Below are 22,056 nucleotides of genomic sequence, written 5' to 3'. Positions count from 1 at the left end.
GTCCCGCCCGTACCCGTGACCGGACCGTCCGGATCAGGGTTTTAACCCCTGTCCGCGCCGTTCGGTCGGTGCCACTCTGGAAGCCGGGTCCACCACGGGGCGGGGAGGGACTGGCATGACCGTCGATCAGGACGTGCTTCCCGAGGGCGAGCGGACGCCACAGCAGGTCTCCACCGCGGTGATGGTCGGTTACGCGACCGCCGCCGCGGGCGTGTTCGGTTGGTTCCTGTTCGGGCTGCTGGTGCAGCGGCAGGGCTTCGTCGACTCGTTCGGCGAGTCGGCCGGCGCGGCGTTCGCGCTGCTGCTGGCGATCTCGGTGATCGGCACGTTGCGCCGCAACGGGGAGTGACTCACTCCTCCAGCACGGCGGCCGTGATCCGGTGCAGCGCGAACGTGTGCAGTATCTCGGTGCGCTCGTCCTCGGCGCGCAGGTAGCCGGCGCCGATCGAGACCGGCCGGACCAGCCGGGACGCGGTCGCCCCGTGCGCGTCGACGTAACCCACCCAGACCAGCGCCTTGTCCCGTACCGCCTGCTGGAGCACGGCCAGCGCGTCGCCGTGCCCGGGCACCGGAGTGGGGCCGCTGGCCGCCGGTCCGCCGCGGACCACCGCCGGGGCCCGCCGCGCCGCCCGGGCCGCCGCCTCGCCCCGGCGGATCTGCTCCACCACGCCCAGCAGGCGGGGCATCGGCAGCTTCGGGGTGGCCAGCGGGTCCACGGCCCGGCCGGCGAGTGGCGTCCGGGCCGGCGCCCGCCGGTTCTTCGGCCGGGACAGCACCGTCGCGCCGCTGGCGTCCTCGGGCACCGGCGCGTATCCCGCGTCGCGCAGCGCGAGCAGCATCCGGTTCACCTGGTACGGGGTGACCAGCACGGTCGGGGCCAGCCGGCGGAACGCCAGCGCCTCCAGCCGCCGGTCCGCCTGCACCTCGGTGAGCAGCGCCTCGTCGTCGCTGCGCACGTAGCCACCGGCCGAGCCGACCCGCAGCCCGCCGTGCTTGCGGGCCACGTCGTCCACCAGATAGGTCAGCCCCTGCGGCACCGGGGTACGCGACCGGCGGCGGAACAGCGCGTGCAGGTCGTCGGCGGTGTACCCGGCGTCCAGCGCCCGCCGGATGCTCGCCGTGGTCACCCGGTGCACGCTCGCCCCGCCCGCCGACTCGTGCTCGGCCACCACGTCCAGCTCGGCGGCGAGCGCCGGGTCGGGCGGGCCGGGCACCACCACGCTCAGGTCGGCCTGCACGAGGACGTGGTCGACCGGGGCGGGCAGCAGCCCGTCCAGCGCGCGTACCGCCGTCGACGGGTCGCCCGACTCGGCGTCGGAGCGCAGCCCCAGCGGGTCGTCGCCCCGCTCGTCGGCGTCGGTCAGCTCGGCCAGCAGCAGCCGCCCGTACGAGGTGAGCGCGCCCAGCCCGGTCACGCCGAGTCGGGCCGCCTCGGCCAGCACGTCGCGGTGCGCGTTCTCCCGTCCCCGGGCCCGCCGGGGCGCCCGCCAGTCCAGCAGCGCCAGCACCTCCTCCGGCGTCGGTGCGGTGGCCGGCGGCAGGTCGGCCAGGACGGCGAGCACGGCGCGGCGGGCGGCCGGCGCGCCGGCGCGTTCCGCCTCGGCCGAGAGCACCGAGATCGGCCGGTCCCGGTCGTCCCGCTGGCCGACCAGGCCCACCTGCCGGGTCATCGCCAGCCACGACCGGGCGAGCTGCTCCCAGCGCTGGGCGAGCGACGCCGCGCGCCACACCTCGTACCCGCCGGTGGGCACGATCTGCTGGTCGCCGCCGTACCGGGTGGTGGCCGCGCCGGTCAGCTCCAGCTCACCGGTCAGCCCGGCCGCGTACGCCACCTCGAAGATCAGCGCGGTGGTCGGCTCGTCCAGCCCGAGGACCCGGGCGAGCCGGCGCAGGTCCCGCACTCCGACGCCGCCGGACCGCAGCACCGGGGCCGGCTCGACGACAAGCGCCTCCAGCAGCGCCTCGGTGTGCCGGACCACCTCCATGGTCTGCCCGGCCCCGGCCGAGTCGACGGCCTTGATCTCCCGGGGCGGGCCGGACACCGCCGGCGGGCTGGTGCGCAGCGGGCCGAGCGGACCGGTGTCGCGGCGTAGCACCAGTCCCACCTCGCGGGGCAGCTCGACCGTGCCGTTGCGACCGCCGGACATCCGTACCAGCAGGTGGTGCTCGACCAGCCAGCGGATCGGGGAGCCGGTGGGCGTCCCGCCGTTGACCAGGTCGGGCGGGAGCACGTCCTCTTCGCCGGTGGCGGGGGCCTCCAGCGCGCCCGGCGCCACGGTGCCGACCGGCGGCCCGGCGGCGAGCCGGTCCAGGACCGCCCGGGCCGAGGGCGGCGCGGCGAGCAGCGCCCGCCGCAGCTTCGCCGGGTCCGCGCAGAGGGCCGCCGCGCGTGCGTCCAGCTCGGCGGCCGGGCGGCCCAGCCCCGCCGGGTACGGGGACACCTCGTCGACGCCGCCGACCACGGTCAGGTCGTGCTCGGGGCCGTACACCAGGAACCGCGCCCGGAGCCGGTCGACGGCGGCACGGACCGCGGTCGGGGCGGGCGGGTGCGGCCCGGTGGTGGCCATGGCGAGGATCTGGTCGGTGGAGGTGGTGCCGTCGGGGCCCCGGGTGAGCCGGGCGGCGTCGAGGATCTGGAGGGTGAACTGGTCCAGCCCGTCGAGGGCCCGGGCCACGGAGACCCGGGACTGGGCGCGCAGGGCGAGAGCGGACACGTCCGCCGGCACCGGCACGACGAGGTCCGGCCGCAGTTGGAGCAGGGCGGCCAGCGACTCGTCGGGGAGGGCCCGCAGATGGTCGGCGAGTGAGGTGGTCATCGTCGTACCACGCTAGCCCGCTGGGTAGGTTCTCGGCATGTCTCTGCTGATGGTCGGCTTCGACCTCGACATGACCCTGGTCGACTCCCGTCCCGGGATCGCCGCCGCCTACCGCGCGTTGACCGAGCGCACCGGCGTGCCGGTGGACGCGGAACTGGCGGTGTCCCGGCTGGGCCCGCCGCTGCGTACCGAGCTGGCGCACTGGTTCCCGCCGGAGCGGATCGAGGAGGCGGTGACGCTCTACCGCGAGCTGTATCCCGCGTACGCGATCACGCCGACGGTGCCGATGCCGGGCGCGGAGGCCGCGGTACGCGCGGTGCACGAGCGCGGTGGCCGGGTGATGGTGGTGACCTCGAAGATCGGCCGGCTGGCGAAGCTGCACCTGGACCACCTCGACCTGGCGGTCGACGAGCTGGCCGGCGACCTGTTCGCCGAGCAGAAGGCGACCGCGCTGCGGGAGCACGGCGCGACGCTCTACGTGGGCGACCACGTGGCCGACATGGCGGCTGCGCGGGCGGCGGGAATCCCAGGCGTGGGAGTGGCAACGGGCCCTTGCTCGGCGGACGAGTTGAGCGCGGCCGGGGCGGAACTGGTGCTCGATGATCTCGGCGGATTCCCGGCGGCGGTGGACCGGATCATCGGGCTAGCCTTGGAGGGGTAGACGGTTCGAGTGGAGCGGGGTTCGACAGGTGCCGACGGGTCGAGTGAAGTGGTACGACGCGGCCAAGGGATACGGGTTCGTCACCAGTGACGAGGGTGGCGACGTGTTCCTGCCCAAGGGCGCGCTACCGGCGGGTGTCGCCGACCTGAAGGGTGGCCAGCGGGTCGATTTCAGCGTGGTGGACAGCCGGCGGGGCGCCCAGGCCATGGGCGTGAAGCTGCTGGAGGCGCCGCCGTCCGTGGCGGAGCTGCGTCGCCGGCCGGCCGAGGAACTGCACGGCCTGGTCGAGGACATGATCAAGGTGCTGGAGGCCAAGGTCCAGCCGGATCTGCGCCGGGGGCGCTTCCCGGATCGCAAGGCCGCGCAGAAGATCGCTCAGTTGGTCCACGCGGTGGCGCGCGAGCTGGAGGTCTGAGGGACGAGCCCGGCGTCGGCGGCCCGGCCCAGCAGCGCCTCCACGGCGGCGAAGCCGGCCTCACCCAGGTCGGCGGTGAACTCGTTGACGTAGAGGCCGATGTGCCGGTCCACCACGTCGGGCTCCATCTCCTGCGCGTGCGCCAGGACGTATCCACGGCTGGCCTCCGGGTCGGCCCAGGCCTGCTGCACCGACTCCCGGATCCAGGCGGCGGCCTCGACCGGGTCGACCGCGCCACGGCGGGCCAGGATCGCGCCGAGCGGGATCGGCAGCCCGGTGTCGCCCTCCCACCATTCGCCCAGGTCGACCAGCGCGGTCAGCCCGTGGCGCGGGTACGTGAAGCGGGCCTCGTGGATCACCAGGCCGGCGTCGTACCGGCCGGCCGCCACGCCCGGCATGATCTCGTGGAACGGCACCACCTCGATCCGCGCCGGCGCCTGGTCCGCCGCCCAGAGCCGGAACAGCAGGTACGCCGTGGTCCGCTCGCCGGGCACCGCCACCGTCGCGCCGGACAGGTCGGCCCGGTCGCCCCGGGTGAGCACCAGCGGGCCGCACCCCCGGCCCAGCGCGCCGCCGCAGGGCAACAGGTGGTAGTCGTCGAGCAGCCACGGCAGCGCCGCGTAGCTCACCTTCACCAGGTCGAACGCCCCCCGCTCGGCGGCCGTGTTGGTCACGTCCACGTCCGCGTAGGTCACCTCGACCGGCGGGGCACCGGCCACCCGGCCGTGCACCAGGGCGTCGAAGACGAACGTGTCGTTGGGGCAGGGGGAGATCGCCAGGGAGAGCGCCACCCGACCACCGTAACCCCGCCCGCCGTGCCGTCCCCCACCCCGGCCCGGCCGGTGTGACCCGCTCGGTCCCGGGGGTGGCGGATTCGCTCGCTCCCGGGTGGCGGAGTGGTCGTTCGCCGGCCCTACGAACTTGATGGCGAGAACGGGTCGGCCGTCGGACCCAACCGTTCACCCACGGCGACGAAGGCCCGCCCTCGCCGTCCCGGTCCCGCACCACGACCCGGGGGACGCTGGTCATCCTCGACGAGATCCACCACGCCGGCGCCGTGCAGGTCCCGCCGGCCGTGCACCGCCGGCGCGGGAGGTGTGACTCACCCGCGCCCTCAGGTTTGCAGGGCATCGGGAGGGGGCCCCGTCCCCAGCAGAGCGGCTTTTCCACAGGGTTGTCCACAGGAGGATGCTGCGGGGTGGAGGACGGCGTGACGAGGGTCGACCATGGCCTGGTGACCGACGCCGGACCGCCCCTGGAGCTGCCGCCGACCGACCTGGGGGCGACGCTGCGGGCGCTGCGCCGGGCGGCCGACCTCAGCCAACGTGAGCTCGCCGCCCGGTCGGGAGTGCCGCAGACAACCGTCTCCCGGATCGAGTGCGGAAGGTCGGCGGGGCCGAGTTTCCGCACCGTCGAACGGCTGGCCACGGCAGCGGGCGGACGGATCGTCATCGTGCCGCCGCCGACCGCGGGACAGGGACCGCCGGTGACGCCGCGGCAGCTACGGGACGCGGCGGGGCGGCACTGCCCGGCGCACCTGGACGCCCGGGAGGTCCGCGAGCCGAAGGACTGGCCGGGGGCCTGGTGGGCACACGTCCCGGGCCTCTCCGGTTACGGGTCGGCGCTGCCGGCGGTGACCTATCGCCTCGACCGCGGGCACCGGGACCGCGACCGCGACCGGGCACGGGTGCGCCGGGAGTGTCGGATCCGGCGGCACCTCGACCCGGCGGTGCCGGCGACGTCCTGGCGCTTCGTCGCCGAGCTGCCGGACGGCGAACTGGTCGGCGAACTGCGCGCGCACGAGCGCAGCGACGAACTGCTCATCGGGTACCCGTTGCCGGGCCGGCACCACCTCGTGCTGGACGGGGTGCTGGTCGCGCCGGCGTACCGGCTTCTCGGCGTCGGCCGGCGGCTGGTGGCCGCGCTGACCGCCGAGATGGCCCGGCGTGACGTGCCGTCGGCGTACGCCGTCACCGACGGGACCGGAACGTGCCTGCTGCACCGCTGCGGCTTCCGGGTCGAGTCGAGGGACGCGGCGGTCATGCGGTTCGACCTCACCGCCGGTGGAGAGCCGCCGCGGCGGTGGTGAGCGCGGCGAACGCCTCGCGCATGCGCCACGCGCCGCGGTCGCGGGGACCGATCGGGTTCGAGATGGTGCGCAGCTCGGCGAAGGGTACGCCGGCCTGGGCGGCGGCCACGGCGACGCCGTACCCCTCCATGGCCTCGGCCACGGCGTCCGGGTGCCGGTCGGTGAGCGCGGCGGTGCCGGCGGCGGTGCCGGTCACGGTGCTGACCGTGAGCACGGTGCCGACGGTGGCCGTGGGCAGCGCGGCGCGCAGCGCCTCCAGCAGGGTCGGGTCGGCGGGCACGGTCCGGCCGCCGCCCAGCAGCTCGGGCGCCATGCCCAGCTCCTCGACCGGGATGAAACCGGTCGGCGACTCGGCACCGAGGTCGGCGGCGACGCTGCGGTCGGCCAGCACGGTGCCGCCGACCGCCACCCGGTCGACGAATCCGCCGGCGATGCCGGCGCTGACCACCGCCCGGTACGGCCGGCCGGCCGCCTCGGCCAGCGCCAGCAGGCGCGCGGTGGCGGCAGCGGCGACGGCCGGGCCGACGCCGAGCGGTCGTACCGTCACGCTCGGGTCGGTGAGGCCGGCGCGGACCGCCTCGGCCTCCGCGGGCACCGCGGTGACCACCAGCAGACCGCTCACGCCACCGGCCCCCGGGGGTCGCGCCGCTTCTCGTCCTCCGCCGTCCCGGGTCCGCCGACCGACGAGGAGGGGCGGTAGATGTGGAAGCCGGGCGGAGCGAGCGCGTCGTCGTCCGGTGGGGGCGTGTCGACCCGCTGCGGCGCCGGTGAGGTGGGCGCCGGGTCGTCGAACGAGGTGACCGGCGGCATCGCCGGCTCGTCGTCGCCGAGCGGGCGGGAACTGGTCGGCTCGTCGTCGCTCAATGGGCGGCCACTGGTCAGCTCGTCGTCGCTCAATGGGCGGCCACTGGTCAGCTCGTCGTCGCCCAATGGGCGGCCGACCAGGTGCTCGCCGCGCAGCCGGCCGGCGGCCAGCACACCGCGTACGGCCACCAGCGCGGCCACGCCGGCGGCGACCGCCACCCCGACCAGGCCGGTGAACGGCACCAGCCCGAGCCCGCCGCCGGCCACGAACGCGAGCATCAGCGCGGTTTCCGAGTGCGCGAAGGAACTGGCCCGCAGCCGCTCCGGGATCCGCTCCTGGATCGAGGCGTCCACCGCCAGCTTGGCGATCCCGCTCATCAGCGCCGCCACCAGGCAGAGCAGCGCCACCATGGGCAGGGAGAACATGATCGCGGCGAGCAGCGCCACGCCGGCCACGATGATCGTGCCGCTGGACTGGATCGCGGTCGGCCGGTGGATGCGCAGCCGGGTGCCGAGCGCGGTGGCCAGGAACGTGCCCACCGCCAGCGCGCCGCCGACCAGGCCCAGCGCGGCCTGGGCGCCCAACTCGCGGCCGAAGAAGTCGGTGGTCAGGTCGCCGGCCTTGATCGCGAAGGCGAGGAAGAGCAACAGGAAGCCGTAGATCCCGCGCAGCGCCGCGGCCCCGATCAACGTGGCGATCACCAGACGGCCGGCGGGGCGGCCCCGGCCCAGCGGGCGCTCACCGTCGCGGCGGCGCATCGCCCGCAGCGGGTGCGGCATCCGCTCCGGCGGCTCCGAGTCGGCCTTCGGCGGCAGCCGGAGCGAGACGACCATGCCGATCAGGAAGATCACCGTGGCGACCCGGAGCGGCCACTGCGGCCCGAACCAGAACGCGGCCAACCCGATCGGGGCGACCAGCGCGCCGGCCACCGTGCCGTAGACGCTGGCCCGCGCCCCGACCTGGGACAACCCCAACCCGGCGGGGAGCAGCCGGGGCACCGCCGCCGACCGGGCCACCCCGTAGGCGCGGGAGAGGGCGAGCACCCCGAACGCCGCCGGGTAGAGCCCGAGCCCGCCCATGTAGTCGGAGATCAGCCAGGCCAGGAACGCCCGGCCGAGCATGGTGGTGGCCAGCGCGTACCGCCGGCCGTGGCGGAAGTGGTCGAGCAGCGGGCCGACCACCGGTGCCAGCATGGCGAACGGGACCATGGTCACCAGCAGGTAGAGCGCGACCTTGTTGCGCGCCTCACCCAGCGGCACGTCGAAGAAGATCGTCCCGGCCAGGCCGATGGCGATCAACGTGTCGCCGGCGCAGGAGAGCGCGTGCAGGTCGAACAGGCGGACCATGCCCACTTCGTTGCCGGCGCTGCGGGCCCGGGCGGTGCCGGCCCGGCGGGTCATCCAGCGCCCGCCGTGCAGTGACCCCCGCAGCAGCAGCCGGGTGGCGCGGATTCCGGTGCCCACGGTCCGCCCGAGGAAGGAGCGGCCGGAGCGGGAGGACAGCGCCATGTGTCCCATCCTCGCCCATCTGCTCCACGCGTGCCGCCTCACCCGGAGAGAACCCGCCGACGGGCATGGGGAACAATGGACAGGTGACCAGGCCCGCCTCTGCCCGCGCTCCCCGGCTCGACCAGGTCTGCGCCGCCGCCGTCGAGGTGGCCCGCGACGCCATCACCGAGGTGGAGCCGACCGACGTCGGCGACCACCTCCAGGCCGTCGCCGAGGGCGACCGGGTCGTCACCCACTACTTCGACTGCCGGATGGCCGGTTACCGCGGCTGGCGCTGGGCCGTCACGGTGACCCGCGTGCCGCGCAGCAAGCACGTCACCATCTGCGAGACGGTGCTGCTGCCCGGGCCGGACGCGATGCTCGCCCCCGGCTGGCTGCCCTGGCAGGAGCGGCTCAAGCCGGGCGACCTGGGTCCGGGCGACCTGCTGCCCACCCCGGCCGACGACGAGCGGCTCGCCCCCGGCTACCTGCTCTCCGACGACCCGGCCGTGGAGGAGACCGCCTGGGAGCTGGGCCTCGGCCGGGCCCGGGTGCTGTCCCGGGAGGGGCGCGCGGAGACCGCCCAGCGGTGGTACGACGGCGACCACGGGCCGGACGCCGCCATCTCGGCCGCCGCGCCGGCCGCCGCCCGCTGCGGCACCTGCGGCTTCTACCTGCCGCTGGCCGGCTCGCTGCGGCAGGCCTTCGGGGCGTGCGGCAACTTCTTCGCCCCGGACGACGGGCGCGTGGTGAGCGCCGACCACGGCTGCGGCGCGCACTCGGAGACGCTTGTCGACACCGCCGAGACGCCGGTCGCCGAGCTGCCCACCATCTACGACGACAGCGCGGTCGAGGCGATGCCGGTCGGCCGGGCCCCCGGTGTCGTGGAGGCGGCCGAGCCGGCGGAGCCGTACGCGCACTCCTGACCGGTCAGCGCTGACGCTCGGCGACCGCCGCCCGACGGCGACGCCGGTTGGCGTCGTGCCGCATCATCGTGGCCAGCCCGGGAAAGCCCCACAGAAAACCGGCGAGGCAGGTCCAGAGCCAGTTCTGGTGGCCGTGCGCGGTGAGCCAACCGCGGCAGAAGATCAGCAGCACCAGGCCGGCCACCGCCCAGGCGATCAGCCCGGCGACGGCGAACGGCACCATCGGCGGGTCGAGCGGCTCCGGCCGCGGCTGTTGCTCCTGGGGCACCGGACCAGCGTACGTGATCGTCCTTCCCTGTCCGCCGGGTGATCTGGCACGATGCGCGCGACAAACCGGTTGATCGACAAGATGAGGACCCGATGTCCATTGCCCCGCCGGCGGACCACGGCACACCGCCCGATCCCGCGCACCCGCGCAACGCGTTCGACCGTTTCTTCGAGATCTCCGCCCGCCGGTCCACCACCGGTCGGGAGATCCGCGGTGGCTTCGCCACGTTCTTCACGATGGCGTACATCGTGGTGTTGAACCCGCTGATCCTCGGCGGCGCGGAGGACGCCGACGGGCGCACGCTCGCCATCCCGGCGCTGGCCGCGGCGACCGCCCTGGTCGCCGGCCTGATGACCATCCTGATGGGGGTGGTGGCCCGGTTCCCCATCGCGCTGGCCGCCGGGCTGGGCGTGAACGCGCTGGTGGCCTTCGAGATCGCGCCGCAGATGACCTGGGCGGACGCGATGGGCCTGGTCGTCATCGAGGGCGTGCTGATCGGCATCCTGGTGCTCACCGGGCTGCGTACCGCGGTGTTCCGCTCGGTGCCGACGCAGCTCAAGACCGCCATCGGTGTCGGCATCGGCCTGTTCCTGACCATCATCGGTCTGGTCGACGCCGGGTTCGTCCGGCGGGTGCCGGACGCGGCGAACAGCACGGTGCCGGTCGGGCTGGGCATCAACGGCAAGATCGTCAGTTGGCCGATGCTGGTGTTCGTGGTGGGTCTGCTGGTGACCGTGGTGCTGGTGGTGCGGCGGGTCCGCGGCGCGATCCTGATCGGCATCCTGGCCTCCACCGTGCTGGCCGTCGTGGTCGAGGCGATCGGCAACATCGGTCCGTCGTTCGTCAACGGCAAGCCGAACCCGAAGGGCTGGGCGCTGAACGTGCCCGAGCTGCCGAAGCGGGTGGTGGACCTGCCGGACCTGTCGCTGCTGGGCAACTTCAACGTGCTGGACTCGTGGACCCGGGTCGGCTGGCTGATCCCGCTGATGTTCGTCTTCACGCTGCTGATCACGGACTTCTTCGACACCATGGGCACGATGGTCGCGATCGGCCAGGAGGGGGACATGCTCGACGAGCAGGGCACCCCGCCGCGCGCCAAGGAGATCCTGCTGGTCGACTCGATCGCCGCCGCGGCAGGTGGCGCGGCCTCGGTGTCGAGCAACACGTCGTACATCGAGAGCGCGGCCGGGGTCGGGGAGGGTGCCCGGACCGGCGTGGCCAACCTGGTCACCGGCGGCCTGTTCCTGTTGGCCATGTTCCTGGCGCCGCTGTCGGCGATCGTGCCGTTCGAGGCCGCGTCGACCGCGCTGGTGGTGGTCGGCTTCCTGATGATGACGGCGGTCCGGACCATCGACTGGACCGACTACGAGATCGCGATCCCGGCGTTCCTCACCATCGTGCTGATGCCGTTCACCTACTCGATCTCGAACGGCATCGGGGCCGGCGTGATCAGCTACGTGTTGGTGAAGCTGGCGAAGGGCAAGGCCCGGGAGGTCCACCCCCTGCTGTACGGCGTGGCCGCGCTCTTCATCCTCTACTTCCTGCGCGGGCCGATCGAGTCCGTGCTGCTCTGACGCTGGTGAGCCTGGTCATAACGCACGTCGTTAGCCAGGCTCATTAGTTAAGCTAACTAGTGTGACGGAGCGGACGGTGACGGCGAAACGCGTGCCACCGGCGCAGCTGGCCCCCCAGCTGCGAGATGCGATCACCCGACTCAACCGGCGGGTCCGACAGGCCCGGCCGGTCGGCGACCTCACGGTCACCCAGCTGTCGGCGCTCACCAGCCTCAAATTGGCGGGCGCCCTCACGCCACGGGAACTGGCCGACGTCGAGCGGGTGCAGCCGCCCACGATGACGAAGATCGTCGCGAAGTTGGAGGAGCGTGGCCTCGTGCAGCGCACCCCCCATCCGACCGACGGACGGCAGGTCATCCTGGCGGCGACCGAGGGGGGACGGGCCGTGCTCGACCAGTTCGAGCGCGCCCGCAACGAGTGGCTGGCCAGCCGACTGGCCGCACTCACCGAGGAGGAACGCGACACGCTGCGGCGGGCCGCCGACATCCTCCAGGGGATCGCCCGCGGCTGACCCCGCGTCGCGCGGTTCGCTTCGTCCGTTGTCGATGAGGCGTACCTGACGCGAGGAGGCGCACCTAGAGTGCAGGCCAAGCTGAGCACGATGTTCCAGTCCCTACGAGTCCGCAACTACCGACTCTTCGCCACCGGGCAGCTGATCAAACTGATCGGCGTCTGGATGATGTTCATCGCGCAGGACTGGCTCGTCCTCGAGCTGAGCGACAACTCCGCCACCGCGCTCGGCGTGGTCACCGCGTTGCAGTTCACCCCCGTACTCCTGCTCACGCTGCTCTCCGGCCGCCTCGCCGACCGGTACGACAAGCGGATGCTGCTCTTCGTCGCCAACGCGTTCTGGACCGTGCTGGCGCTGGGGATGAGCATGCTGGTCGTCACCGGTGTCGTGCGGCTCTGGCACGTGTTCGCGTTCGCCGCGCTGCTCGGCGTCGCCAACGCGGTGGAGACCCCGGTGCGGCAGGCGTTCGTCTCCGAGCTGGTCGGCATGACGCTGCTGCCGAACGCGCTCTCGCTCAACGCGGCCGTGTTCAACTCCGCCCGGATCGTCGGCCCCGCCGTCGCCGGCCTGGCCATCGCCGCGTTCGACGTCGGCCCGGTCTTCCTGGTCACCGCGCTCAGCTCCATCGCGCCGCTGGTCAACGTGGTCAAGATGCGCCCCGCCGAACTGCACCGCAAGGACCTGCCGCCGGCCGGCGAACGGGACCAGGCCCGGGTGGTGGACGGCCTGCGGTACGTGGCGCGCCGCCCCGACCTGCTGCTGCCGATGGTCGTCATGTCGGTGATCGGGATGAGCCTGTTCAACTTCCAGCTCACCCTCGCCGCGCTCGCCAAGACCGTCTTCAACACCGGCGCCGCGTCGTTCGGCCTGTTCAGCACCGTGCTGGCGGTCGGCGCGCTGGTCGGCGCGCTCGCCGGCACCGGCCGGCGCAGCCGCCCCTCGGTCTGGCTGGTGCTGGGCGCCGCCATCGGCTGCGCCACCTTCGGCACGCTGGTCGGGCTCGCCCCCGCGTACTGGATGGTGGTGGCGCTGCTGCCGCCCACCGGGTTCTTCATGATCTTCTTCGCCCAGGCCGCCAACCAGCGGGTGCAACTCGGCGTCGACGCCTCCTTCCGGGGCCGGGTGATGGCGCTGTGGGTGCTGGTGTTCCTGGGCACCAACCCGGTCGGCGCGCCGATCATCGGGTGGACGGCCGAGACGTTCGGCGCCGGCGCGAGCATCTGGATCGGTGGCCTGATCTCGCTGGCCGCCGCGCTGCTGGCGCTGACCTGGCAGTTGCGCCGCTCCGGCGCCCGGCTGCGGCTGCGGATGCTGCCGATGCCCCGCTTCTACGTGGTGTCCCCCGGGGCCGAGTGAAAGGCGGGGCCCCGCTTAACGCATCCTGCGTGGGAGGGGGCCCCGCTTAACACCGCACGAACGCGTACCGACCGGATTCGGCAAACGGGTGGCGGGCGCGGTCGGCAGGGCTTAGCGTCGATGTGTGGGATGGGGGCAGGGGCTGCTGCTGGCGCTGGCGATCCTCGCCGTCTGCTGCCTTCCCGCCGTGTTCGCGCTGGTCTTCTGCGCCGACGAGATCATCGACCGGTTCGCCTGCGGGTGGGCCGAGTGGCGCGAGCGGCGCCGTGAGCGTCGCACCATCGCCCGGCTCGACCGCGCCATCGAGGCCGAGGTGCTGACCCGCGACATCGACCTGACCGAGTTCGAGCGGGAGGGCCGCCGCCCGCTGGAGCAGCTCGCCACCGACCTGCGCCGACTCGGCGGCCACCGGCTCGCCGCCGCCGACCGCTCGGTGGTGTGGCACGGCGCGGTCATCGAGGCGTACGACGAGCGGCTGCGCGCCGCCTGCCACGCCCTCGGCATCGCCGAGCACCTGGCCGAGCTGGCCGGCGTCGACCGGGAGATCGAGCGGGTCCGGGTGGAGGGCCTGCTGCACGCCGCCGGGCTGACGCTGCCGGCGGCGCGGGCGGCGCACCACCAGCGGCACCGCTGACCGGGTGCGGCTCTTCACGGCGGTCTACCCGTCCGCGGCGGCGGTCACCGACCTCACCGCGCGGGTCGTCGGGCTGCGCGTCGGCGTCGCGTCCGCCGCCGGCGTGAACGTCCGGCTCGCCGACCCGGCCCACCTCCACCTCACGCTGGCCTTCCTCGGTGAGGTGCCGGACGACCGGCTGGTCGCGGTGCAGAGCGCGCTCGGTCTGGCGGCGGCGTCCTTCCAGGACGGCCGGGGCAGCTCGCCTCGGCTGCGCCTGGGTGGCGGGGGCAGCTTCGGGCAGGGCCGGTCCACTGTGCTCTGGGTGGACGTGCGCGGCGACACCGAGCCGCTGGACGCGCTCGCCCGCCTGGTCCGCGACGCGTTGCGCCGGGCCGGGCTGCCGCACGACGACAAGCCGTTCCGGCCCCACCTGACCATCGCCCGCCCCGGCGACCGCCTCGACCCGGTCGACGTGCACGCCGACCGGGAGACGCTGCACGGGTACGCCGGCCCGGAGTGGCCCGCCGACGAGTTGGTCCTGGTCCGCAGCCACCCGGGCCCCCGCACCCACCACACCCGCCTCGCCGGCTGGCCCCTGTAACTCCGGGCACGTCGAGTGCCCGCACGTCACGCGTGCGTCCAGGGTGGAACGGTCGATCAGGAGGACTCGCGGGCCGCCGGGCCGCTGCCGAAGAGGACGTCGTCCCAGCTCGGCAGCCGCTTGCGCGGCTTTCCGCCGGCCTCGCCGGACTCGGTGCCGGAACCGCCGGACGCCGGCGGGTTGCCGGTGCGCCGAGGCCGCAGCACGGCCAGCGACGGCACGGCCGGGATCTCCTTCGGCGCGTCCGAGTCGTCGTCGAACGCCGAACCCTGCCCGCCACCGAGCAGCGCGGCGGCACCCCCGGCGACGGCCCGCTGGCGGGGCGCATCCGAACCGGCCAGCGCGGCCGGGGAACGGGTGTCGAGCCCCCGGCCGGACGTGCCGCCGAGCGGCCGGTCGAGCGAGGCGAGCAGCGCGTCCCGGCCGGCGCGGATCGGGTCGCGCCCCGGACGGGCCTGCTCGACCCCGGACGGCAGGCCGTGCCCGCCGCCCCGGTTCGGCTCGCCGCGCGACGGGCCGGGCAGCGCGTGGCCGCCCCGCTCGGGCGCCGGCTCCTGGCCGAGGATCGGCGTGGGCCGCTCGGCGCACAGGTACTGCGCCATGTCGTCGTGCGCGACGACGTTCTGCCGGGACTTGTCGAGATCCCACACCGCCTGGGCGGTGGCCTTGCCGGACGGCCAGGTGGCGATGATCCGCCAGGTGCCGTCGTCGCGGCGGTAGGCGTCCCAGGAGATCTTCTCGGTGTCGATGCCGTGCTGGGCCAGCCGGCCGTTGACCACCTCGGCCAGCGGGGTCGGCTTCTCGGCGCCCTTGAGCCGGGTGCGGCGGGCGTGCTGGGCGAGCATGGCCCGCTCCTGGAGCACCGGGCCGGCGTAGCGCAGCACGCGGTCGACCGGCACGCCGGCGATGCGGGCGACGTCCTCAGCGGACTCGCCGGAACGGATCCGGGCCTGGATGTCGCGCGGGGACAGCGACGGCGTGGGATCGGTGGAGGCCGGCACCACCGCGAGCGGGGTCGCGCCCGGCTCGGCGTGCAGCACCGAGGCGACGCGTTCGTCGATGGGCAGCGCGAGCAGGCGGCCCACCTCGTCGGTGAGCACCAGGGCCTGGCCGTCCTCGGAGAGGGCGACGAAGCGTACTGGGCGCATGGGCTTGCCTCCGTCCCGCTTCGCTGGCCGTCACGCCACGGGCCGGCCACCCGGGCGTCCTCACCACCGTACGCTCATCTACCCGGCGATGGGGATTGCGACACCCCGGCATGTCGCGACTGAGCTGCGGCGATGATCACGGTGGGTGGCCGCCGGAGCCCCGACGACCACCCAGCGTCACGGCGTGATCAGAGTCGCTCGACCACGTAGTCGATGGACGCGGTGAGCGCCTCGACGTCGGCCGGCTCGACGGCCGGGAAGAGCGCGACCCGGAGCTGGTTGCGGCCGAGCTTGCGGTAGGGCTCGGTGTCGACGATGCCGTTGGCGCGCAGCGCCTTGGCGATCGCGGTGGCGTCCACCCCGTCGGCGAAGTCCACGGTGGCGACCACGTTGGAGCGCAGCGCCGGGTCCGACACGAACGGGGTGGCGAACGACGAGCGCTCGGCCCAGCCGTACACGATGCCGGCGCTCTCGGCGGTGCGCTTGGCCGCCCAGCCCAGCCCACCCTGGGAGTTCATCCAGTCGGTCTGCTCCGCGGCCAGGAAGATGGTGGCCAGCGCCGGGGTGTTGTAGGTCTGCTCCAGCCGCGAGTTGTCGATCGCGGTGACCAGGTCCAGGAAGGCCGGGATGTAGCGGCCCGAGGACTTGATCTCGGTGGCCCGGGCGAGTGCGGCCGGCGACATCAGCGCCAGCCAGAGGCCACCGTCGGAGCCGAAGCACTTCTGCGGGGCGAAGTAGTAGACGTCCGTCTCGGCGACGTCGACGTCCAGCCCGCCGGCGCCGGACGTGGCGTCGACCAGCAGCAGGGAGCCCTCGTCGGCGCCCGGCACCCGGCTGATCGGCACCGCCACTCCGGTGGAGGTCTCGTTGTGCGGGGTGGCGTAGACGTCCACGCCCGCCTCGGCGACCAGGGACGGCGCGCTGCCCGCCGCGGACTTGCGCACGGTCGGCTCGCCCAGGAACGGCGCGTCGGCGACGGACTTGGCGAACTTCGCCCCGAACTCGCCGAAGCTGGCGAACTGGGCCCGGTCGCGGACCAGGCCGAACGTGGCGACCTCCCAGAACGCGGTGGTGCCACCGTTGCCGATGATCACCTCGTAGCCCTCGGGGAGGGAGAAGAACTCGGCGATGCCCCGGCGCAGCCGGGCGACCTCGTCGCGGACCGTCTTCTGCCGGTGCGACGTGCCCAGGTAGCTGGTGGCGACGTCGGCGAGCGCGGAGACCGCCGCCGGACGGACCTTGGACGGGCCGCAGCCGAAACGGCCGTCGGCGGGCTTGAGGTCGTCGGGAATCCGGATGGTCGGTGCGTCAGCCACGGTTGTCTCGATCCTTCCGCATGGGCGAGGGCGGGCCCTTCATGCGGGCGCGGACCGACGACCGGCTCGTGCGCCGGGCGCACGGGGCGGCCGGGATCCGAACCCGGCCGGCAGCGCTGCCGGCCTTCATCCTCGCACCCGGCCGGCCGGGACCGGCCGCTGGTCCCACCGCGAGTGCTGAGGCGTACGCCACAGAGCGGGCGTCAAGAAGGGGCCCCGCCTGTGCCGAAAGCGTTAAGCGGGGCCCCTCCTTACGTCTCAGACGCCGTGCGGGATGGCGTCCCAGCCCTCGACCTGCTGCGGCTTGCGGGTGCCCGGGCCGACGTAGGTGGCGGACGGGCGGACCAGCCGGTTCAGCTTCTTCTGCTCCAGGATGTGCGCGGACCAGCCGCCCATCCGGGCGCAGGTGAACATCGAGGTGAACATGTGCGCCGGCACCTCGGCGAAGTCCAGCACCACGGCCGACCAGAACTCGACGTTGGTGGCGAGGACGCGGTCCGGGCGGCGGGCCTGCAACTCGGCCAGGGCGGCCTTCTCCAGCGCCTCGGCGACCTCGAAGCGCGGCGCGCCCAGCTCCTTGGCGGTCCGCCGGAGCACCCGGGCGCGCGGGTCCTCGGCCCGGTAGACCCGGTGCCCGAAGCCCATCAGCCGCTCGCCGCGGTCGAGCACGCCCTTGACGTACCCCTCGGCGTCGCCGCTGCGCTCGACCGCCTCCAGCATGGTGAGCACCCGCGACGGCGCGCCGCCGTGCAGCGGGCCGGAGAGGGCGCCGATGCCGGAGGAGATGCAGGCCGCGGCGTCGGCGCCGGTGGAGGCCACGATCCGGGCGGTGAAGGTGGAGGCGTTCAGGCCGTGCTCGGCGGCCGAGATGAAGTACGCGTCGACGGCCTTGACGTGCCGCGGGTCGGGCTCGCCGCGCCAGCGCTTCATGAAGCGCTCGACGATCGTCTCCGCCTTGTCGATCTCCTTCTGCGGCACGGCCGGCAGGCCCAGCCCGCGCGCCGACTGGGCGACGAAGGACAGCGCGGTGACCGACACCCGGGCCAGGTCCTCGCGGGCCTGGGCGTCGGAGATGTCGAGGAGCTGGTCGAGCCCCCAGTACGGGGCCAGCATGGCGACCGCGGACTGCACGTCGACGCGGATGTCGCCGGAGTGCACCGGCACCGGGAACGGCTCGGCCGGCGGCAGGCCGGGGCCGAACCGGCCGTCCACCAGCAGCGCCCAGACGTTGCCGAAGGAGACCTGGCCGATCAGATCCTCGATGTCCACGCCCCGGTAGCGCAGCGATCCGCCCGCGCGGTCGGGTTCGGCGATCTGGGTCTCGAAGGCTACGACGCCCTCCAGGCCCGGCTTGAAATCGGACATGTCGTCTCCTGGCTTCCGGCTCGGTGCGCCCGGGCGGGCTGATCCAGCCCCGTAGCTCAGGCGACCCTCAGGGATGTGGTTCGAAACATCTTGCCCGGTGGGTAACCGGCTGCGCGACCCGCAGCGACTGTGCGCCACGCGACATCCCCGCCGGTGGACACGCGTGCGGACAGGAGAAGACTAGGCGTCGGGGCCTGGCCAGCGTCGGGGGACGCCGGTACGCCCGGGAGAAGGACGGCGAGAGTGACAGGCGACACACCCGCTCCGGCCGGCATGCGTAACGAGTACGCCGCCGACCTGGGCCTTTCCGAAACGGACCTGGCGCTGGACTGGCACACCCAGTTCGCCCGCTGGTTCGCCGACGCGGTGGCGCATCCGCTGCCCGAGCCGAACGCGATGGTGGTCGGCACCGCCGACGACCGGGGCCGGCCCAGCGGGCGCACCGTGCTGCTCAAGGGCTACGACGCGGAGGGCTTCGTCTTCTACACCAACCACCGCTCGCGCAAGGGCGCGGAGGTGACCGCCAACCCGTGGGCCAGCCTGGTCTTCCCGTGGTTCCCGATGCAGCGGCAGGTGACCGTCACCGGCCGGGTGGAGCACGTCGACCGGGCCGAGACCGAGGCGTACTTCGCCAGCCGGCCGCGCGGCTCGCAGCTCGGCGCGTGGGCCAGCACCCAGTCGGCGGTGGTGCCGGACCGGGCCGCGCTGGACACGGCGTACCGGGCGGCGGCGGAGCGGTTCGCCGGCGTCGGGTCGATCCCCGCGCCGCCGCACTGGGGCGGGTTCCGGGTCCGCCCGGAGGCGGTGGAGTTCTGGCAGGGCCGGGCCGGCCGGCTGCACGACCGGCTGCGGTTCCGGCGTACCGCCGACGGGGTGTGGGTCGTCGAGCGGCTCGCACCGTGACGGAGGTCACCAAGGCCCGGTCGCGCGGACCCCGCCGCTGGGCGATCGACCTGCGCCCGCTGCGGGTGCCCGCCTACCGGCGGGTGTGGCTCGGCAGCGCGGTGGCGATGTTCGGCTTCCAGTTCACCGCCGTGGCGGTGCCGGTGGAGATGTTCGACCTGACCGGCGGCTCGTTCTGGGTCGGGCTGCTCGGCGTCGCCGGTTTCGTGCCGCTGCTGGTCTTCGGGCTCTGGGGCGGCGCGGTCGCCGACGCCCGGGACCGGCGGCGGGTGCTGCTCGCGGGCGGCGCGCTGCTCTGGGCGGCGACGCTCGGGCTGCTGGTGCAGTCACTGGTCGGCGCGCGCAGCCCGGTGCTGCTCCTGCTGCTGGTGGGCGTGCAGTCGGTGGCGTTCGCGATCACCTCCCCGGCCCGCAGCGCGATCCTGCCCCGGCTGGTGCCGGCCGAGCTGGTCCCGGCCGCGACCACGCTGAACTACACCACGTTCACCGCCGCCGCGGTCGCCGGGCCGTTGGCCGCCGGGCTGATCTTCGCCGCCTGGCGGGTCGACGCGGCGCTGCCCATCGCGTACGGGTTGGACGCGCTGCTGTTCACCGTGTCGTTCTGGGCCACCCTGCGGCTGCCGGCGATGCCGCCGGAGCCGGAGCCGGGCGGCGGCGTCCGCCGGGCCGGACTGAGCAGCGTCGTCGACGGCTTCCGCTACCTGGCCACCACGCCGGTGCTGCTGCTCTCCTTCGCCATCGACCTGATCGCGATGATCCTGGCCATGCCGCGGGCGCTCTTCCCGGAGCTGGCCGAGGACCGCTTCGGCGGTGCTGCGGCAGTCGGCTGGCTCTACAGCGCCATCGCCATCGGCGCGATGCTCGGCGGCCTCACCTCCGGCTGGATCGGCCGGGTGCGCCGGCAGGGGCTGGCGCTCACCGTGGCGGTGGTCGGCTGGGGCGTGGCCATCGCGCTGGCCGGGCTGGCCGGCCGGCTCTGGCTGGCGGTGCTGCTGCTCGCCGTGGCCGGCGCCGCCGACCTGGTCAGCGCCACCCTGCGGCAGTCGATGCTGCTGGTGTACGCGCCGGACCGGATGCGCGGCCGGCTCCAGGGCGTGAACACGGTGGTGGTGGCCGGCGGCCCGCGCCTGGGCGACCTGCGGGCCGGCGTGACCGCCGCCGGGTTCGGCACCGGCGTCGCCATGGTCGGTGGCGGTATCGCCGCCGCCGTGCTGGCGGTGCTGCTGGTGACGGCGTTCCCCGCGTTGCTGCGCTATCGCGCCACCGCTCCCACCGAGAACCGTCGGTGACGGTAGGGTCGCCGAATGGGGATCGACGAGCGGGCACCGTCCGGAACACAGTGGACCATTTCCGCCGACGGCCACGAGGCCGTCGTGGTGGAGGTCGGCGGCGGGCTGCGGGCCTATCGGCACGACGGGGTGGACTACCTCGACGGGTACGCCGAGGACGAGCTCAGCCCCGGCTCGGCCGGGCACGTGCTGGCGCCCTGGCCGAACCGGATCCGGGACGGCGCGTACACGTTCGGTGACCGCTCGCTCCAGCTCGACCTGACCGAGCCGGAGCGGCACAACGCGCTGCACGGCCTGGTCAACTGGGTCCGGTGGGAGCTGGTCGAGCAGAGCCCGGCGAGCGTGACGCTCGGCTACGACCTCCCGCCCACCCCGGGCTACCCGTGGGCGCTGCGGCTGCGCAGCCGGTGGAGCGTCGGCCCGGACGGCCTGCGCGCCGAGCACGAGGCGACGAACCTCTCCGCCGAGCCGGCGCCGTTCGGCTTCTCCGTGCACCCCTACTTCCAGCTCCCCAAGGTGGGCGTGGACGAGCTGCTGCTGCACGTGCCGGGCCGGAACCGGGTGCTGGTGGACGGCCGGCTGCTGCCGGTGGGCGCCGCCGCGGTGGCCGGCACCGAGTACGACTTCACCGCGCCCCGACCCATCGGTGACCTGGTCCTCGACCTGGCCTTCGGCGACGTGGAGCGGGACGCCGACGGCGGCTCGGCGGTGACGCTCGGCGCGCCGGACGGCTCGTCCGGGGTGGCGATCTGGGCGGACCGCGAGTTCGGCTGGTGGCAGGTGTTCACCGGCGACACGCTCGGCGGTGAGCGGCACCGCCGCTCGGTCGCGGTGGAGCCGATGACCTGCCCACCGGACGCGTTCCGCTCCGGCCGGGACGTGATCAAGCTGGACGCCGGGCAGACGTGGCGCGGCGCCTGGGGCGTCCGGCCGGGGCGCTGAGGCGTGGAGTTCGGCGAGGTCGTCCGGCGGCGTCGGATGGTCCGCAACTACGACCCCGACCGGCCGGTGCCGCCCGAGGTGGTGGACCGGTTGCTGGCGCACGCGGTCCGGGCCCCGTCGGCCGGGTTCGCGCAGGGCTGGGGTTTCCTGGTGCTGGAGGAGCCGGCGGACCGGGCCCGGTTCTGGGCGGCCACCACGCCGGACGGCGGCGGTCGGGAACGCTGGCTGACCGGGATGCGCCGGGCCCCGCTCATCGTGGTGCCGCACGCGAACCGGGACGCCTACCTGGACCGGTACGCCGAGCCGGACAAGGGCTGGGCGGACCGCGCCGAGGACCGCTGGCCGGTGCCCTACTGGTACGTGGACACCGGCTTCGCGGCGTTGCTGATGCTGCTGACCGCGGTGGACGAGGGGCTGGGCGCCTGCTTCTTCGGCATTCCGCCGCAACGCGTCGGGGCGTACCGGGAGGCGTTCGGGGTACCGCCGGAACTGCATCCGATCGGTGCCGTCACCATTGGTTACCGAGCCGTCGACCACCGGTCACCATCGCTGCGCCGGGGGCGGCGCCCGGTGGATGATGTGGTCCGGCGGGGGCGGTGGAGCTGAGCGGTTAGGCTGGCAGCCACATCGTCAGCCCGGCCTGGGGGAGGAGAGCACGCGGTGATCTTCAGGGCGGTCCGGGACGGGCGTCCCTACCCGGAGCACAACTTCACGCTGAAGCAGTGGGCCGCGATCCCACCGCGTCCACTGCGGCTGGCCGAACTCATCACCACCAAGCGGGAGTTGGCGTTGGACAAGCTGCTCGCCGAGGACTCCACCTTCTACGGCGACCTCTTCCCGCACGTGGTGCAGTGGAACGGCGGCCTCTACCTGGAGGACGGCCTGCACCGGGCGTTGCGCGCGGCGTTGCAGCAGCGCAACCAGATCCATGCCCGGGTGCTGGTCCTCGGCGACCAGGGCGAGTGACG

Annotated in this window: 23 protein-coding genes; 15 read left to right on the top strand and 8 right to left on the bottom strand. The window is 74.2% G+C overall.

Features of this window, described 5'->3' with window-relative positions; genetic code table 11:
- The first annotated feature begins 115 nt into the window (after nucleotides 1-115).
- Nucleotides 116-349, top strand: coding sequence for a hypothetical protein (locus VKK44_RS26425; RefSeq protein WP_343443894.1), 234 nt, complete (start codon nucleotides 116-118; stop codon nucleotides 347-349).
- A gap of 1 nt (nucleotide 350) precedes the next feature.
- Here the strand turns inward: VKK44_RS26425 and VKK44_RS26420 are convergent, their stop codons facing one another.
- Entirely contained in the window at nucleotides 351-2,816 is a 2,466-nt protein-coding gene (locus VKK44_RS26420) for a helicase-associated domain-containing protein (RefSeq protein WP_343443893.1), read from the bottom strand.
- Between the two features lie 37 nt (nucleotides 2,817-2,853).
- Between VKK44_RS26420 and VKK44_RS26415 the strand changes: the two genes are divergently transcribed.
- Both VKK44_RS26415 and VKK44_RS26410 read left to right on the top strand, forming a co-directional pair.
- Nucleotides 2,854-3,477: an HAD family hydrolase gene (locus VKK44_RS26415; protein ID WP_343443892.1), complete on the top strand. Its 624-nt coding sequence runs from the start codon at nucleotides 2,854-2,856 to the stop codon at nucleotides 3,475-3,477.
- A 28-nt stretch (nucleotides 3,478-3,505) separates the two neighbouring features.
- Nucleotides 3,506-3,892, top strand: coding sequence for a cold-shock protein (locus tag VKK44_RS26410; RefSeq protein WP_073826071.1), 387 nt, complete (start codon nucleotides 3,506-3,508; stop codon nucleotides 3,890-3,892).
- On the opposite strand, the gene VKK44_RS26405 is transcribed toward VKK44_RS26410, so the two are convergent.
- Complete coding sequence (locus tag VKK44_RS26405) at nucleotides 3,853-4,683, bottom strand: 1,4-dihydroxy-6-naphthoate synthase (protein WP_343443891.1); 831 nt, start codon at nucleotides 4,681-4,683, stop codon at nucleotides 3,853-3,855. The genes VKK44_RS26410 and VKK44_RS26405 overlap by 40 nt on opposite strands.
- 419 nt (nucleotides 4,684-5,102) lie before the next feature.
- On the opposite strand from VKK44_RS26405, the gene VKK44_RS26400 reads away from it, so the two are divergent.
- The gene (locus VKK44_RS26400) at nucleotides 5,103-5,981 is read left to right on the top strand and encodes a GNAT family N-acetyltransferase (protein ID WP_343443890.1); all 879 of its coding nucleotides are present in this window, start codon (nucleotides 5,103-5,105) and stop codon (nucleotides 5,979-5,981) included.
- Here the strand turns inward: VKK44_RS26400 and VKK44_RS26395 are convergent.
- Nucleotides 5,947-6,603 carry a futalosine hydrolase gene (locus tag VKK44_RS26395; RefSeq protein WP_343443889.1) on the bottom strand — a complete coding sequence of 219 codons (657 nt, stop codon included), beginning with the start codon at nucleotides 6,601-6,603 and terminating at the stop codon, nucleotides 5,947-5,949. The genes VKK44_RS26400 and VKK44_RS26395 overlap by 35 nt on opposite strands.
- Entirely contained in the window at nucleotides 6,600-8,294 is a 1,695-nt protein-coding gene (locus VKK44_RS26390) for an MFS transporter (RefSeq protein ID WP_343443888.1), read from the bottom strand. Before VKK44_RS26390 ends, VKK44_RS26395 begins: the two co-directional genes overlap by 4 nt.
- 65 nt (nucleotides 8,295-8,359) lie before the next feature.
- Here VKK44_RS26390 and VKK44_RS26385 point away from each other — a divergent pair, with 65 nt between their 5' ends.
- Entirely contained in the window at nucleotides 8,360-9,199 is an 840-nt protein-coding gene (locus VKK44_RS26385; protein ID WP_343443887.1) for a DUF3027 domain-containing protein, read from the top strand.
- Between the two features lie 4 nt (nucleotides 9,200-9,203).
- Here VKK44_RS26385 and VKK44_RS26380 read toward each other — a convergent pair whose 3' ends face one another.
- The gene (locus VKK44_RS26380) at nucleotides 9,204-9,422 is read right to left on the bottom strand and encodes a DUF2530 domain-containing protein (RefSeq protein WP_458351689.1); all 219 of its coding nucleotides are present in this window, start codon (nucleotides 9,420-9,422) and stop codon (nucleotides 9,204-9,206) included.
- Nucleotides 9,423-9,559: 137 nt separating this feature from the next.
- On the opposite strand from VKK44_RS26380, the gene VKK44_RS26375 reads away from it, so the two are divergent.
- The 5 genes from VKK44_RS26375 to thpR all read left to right on the top strand — a co-directional run bounded on the left by VKK44_RS26375 (nucleotide 9,560) and on the right by thpR (nucleotide 14,125).
- Nucleotides 9,560-11,041: an NCS2 family permease gene (locus VKK44_RS26375; protein ID WP_343443885.1), complete on the top strand. Its 1,482-nt coding sequence runs from the start codon at nucleotides 9,560-9,562 to the stop codon at nucleotides 11,039-11,041.
- 61 nt (nucleotides 11,042-11,102) lie between these two features.
- Nucleotides 11,103-11,552: a MarR family winged helix-turn-helix transcriptional regulator gene (locus tag VKK44_RS26370; protein WP_281943423.1), complete on the top strand. Its 450-nt coding sequence runs from the start codon at nucleotides 11,103-11,105 to the stop codon at nucleotides 11,550-11,552.
- Nucleotides 11,553-11,621: 69 nt separating this feature from the next.
- The gene (locus VKK44_RS26365; protein WP_343443884.1) at nucleotides 11,622-12,908 is read left to right on the top strand and encodes an MFS transporter; all 1,287 of its coding nucleotides are present in this window, start codon (nucleotides 11,622-11,624) and stop codon (nucleotides 12,906-12,908) included.
- Nucleotides 12,909-13,032: 124 nt separating this feature from the next.
- A complete protein-coding gene (locus tag VKK44_RS26360) occupies nucleotides 13,033-13,542 on the top strand; it encodes a hypothetical protein (protein ID WP_343443883.1) in 510 nt (169 codons plus the stop codon).
- Nucleotides 13,543-13,546: 4 nt separating this feature from the next.
- Entirely contained in the window at nucleotides 13,547-14,125 is a 579-nt protein-coding gene (gene thpR / locus VKK44_RS26355; protein WP_343443882.1) for an RNA 2',3'-cyclic phosphodiesterase, read from the top strand.
- A 56-nt stretch (nucleotides 14,126-14,181) separates the two neighbouring features.
- On the opposite strand, the gene sepH is transcribed toward thpR, so the two are convergent.
- The 3 genes from sepH to VKK44_RS26340 form a co-directional block, all read right to left on the bottom strand.
- Complete coding sequence (gene sepH / locus VKK44_RS26350) at nucleotides 14,182-15,273, bottom strand: septation protein SepH (protein ID WP_343443881.1); 1,092 nt, start codon at nucleotides 15,271-15,273, stop codon at nucleotides 14,182-14,184.
- A gap of 188 nt (nucleotides 15,274-15,461) precedes the next feature.
- On the bottom strand, nucleotides 15,462-16,589 hold the full coding sequence (serC, locus tag VKK44_RS26345; protein WP_343443880.1) for a phosphoserine transaminase: 1,128 nt from the start codon (nucleotides 16,587-16,589) through the stop codon (nucleotides 15,462-15,464).
- Between the two features lie 258 nt (nucleotides 16,590-16,847).
- Entirely contained in the window at nucleotides 16,848-17,954 is a 1,107-nt protein-coding gene (locus VKK44_RS26340; RefSeq protein ID WP_343443879.1) for a citrate synthase 2, read from the bottom strand.
- Between the two features lie 273 nt (nucleotides 17,955-18,227).
- Here VKK44_RS26340 and pdxH point away from each other — a divergent pair, with 273 nt between their 5' ends.
- Genes pdxH through VKK44_RS26315 form a run of 5 tightly spaced genes read left to right on the top strand, consistent with a single transcriptional unit; the run spans nucleotide 18,228 to nucleotide 22,054 of the window.
- A complete protein-coding gene (gene pdxH / locus VKK44_RS26335; RefSeq protein ID WP_343447905.1) occupies nucleotides 18,228-18,857 on the top strand; it encodes a pyridoxamine 5'-phosphate oxidase in 630 nt (209 codons plus the stop codon).
- The gene (locus VKK44_RS26330) at nucleotides 18,854-20,146 is read left to right on the top strand and encodes an MFS transporter (RefSeq protein ID WP_343443878.1); all 1,293 of its coding nucleotides are present in this window, start codon (nucleotides 18,854-18,856) and stop codon (nucleotides 20,144-20,146) included. The genes pdxH and VKK44_RS26330 overlap by 4 nt, the downstream gene beginning before the upstream one ends.
- Before the next feature lie 15 nt (nucleotides 20,147-20,161).
- Nucleotides 20,162-21,088, top strand: coding sequence for an aldose 1-epimerase family protein (locus VKK44_RS26325; RefSeq protein ID WP_343443877.1), 927 nt, complete (start codon nucleotides 20,162-20,164; stop codon nucleotides 21,086-21,088).
- A gap of 3 nt (nucleotides 21,089-21,091) precedes the next feature.
- A complete protein-coding gene (locus tag VKK44_RS26320; RefSeq protein WP_343443876.1) occupies nucleotides 21,092-21,694 on the top strand; it encodes a nitroreductase family protein in 603 nt (200 codons plus the stop codon).
- Nucleotides 21,695-21,748: 54 nt separating this feature from the next.
- The gene (locus tag VKK44_RS26315) at nucleotides 21,749-22,054 is read left to right on the top strand and encodes a type II toxin-antitoxin system VapB family antitoxin (RefSeq protein ID WP_343443875.1); all 306 of its coding nucleotides are present in this window, start codon (nucleotides 21,749-21,751) and stop codon (nucleotides 22,052-22,054) included.
- Nucleotides 22,055-22,056: the final 2 nt, after the last annotated feature.

The organism is Micromonospora sp. DSM 45708, from assembly GCF_039566955.1.
In the GTDB taxonomy this organism is placed as follows: domain Bacteria; phylum Actinomycetota; class Actinomycetes; order Mycobacteriales; family Micromonosporaceae; genus Micromonospora.
The sequence above is the reverse complement of the archived record's forward strand: the minus strand, read 5'-3'. Positions and strand labels throughout refer to the sequence as shown.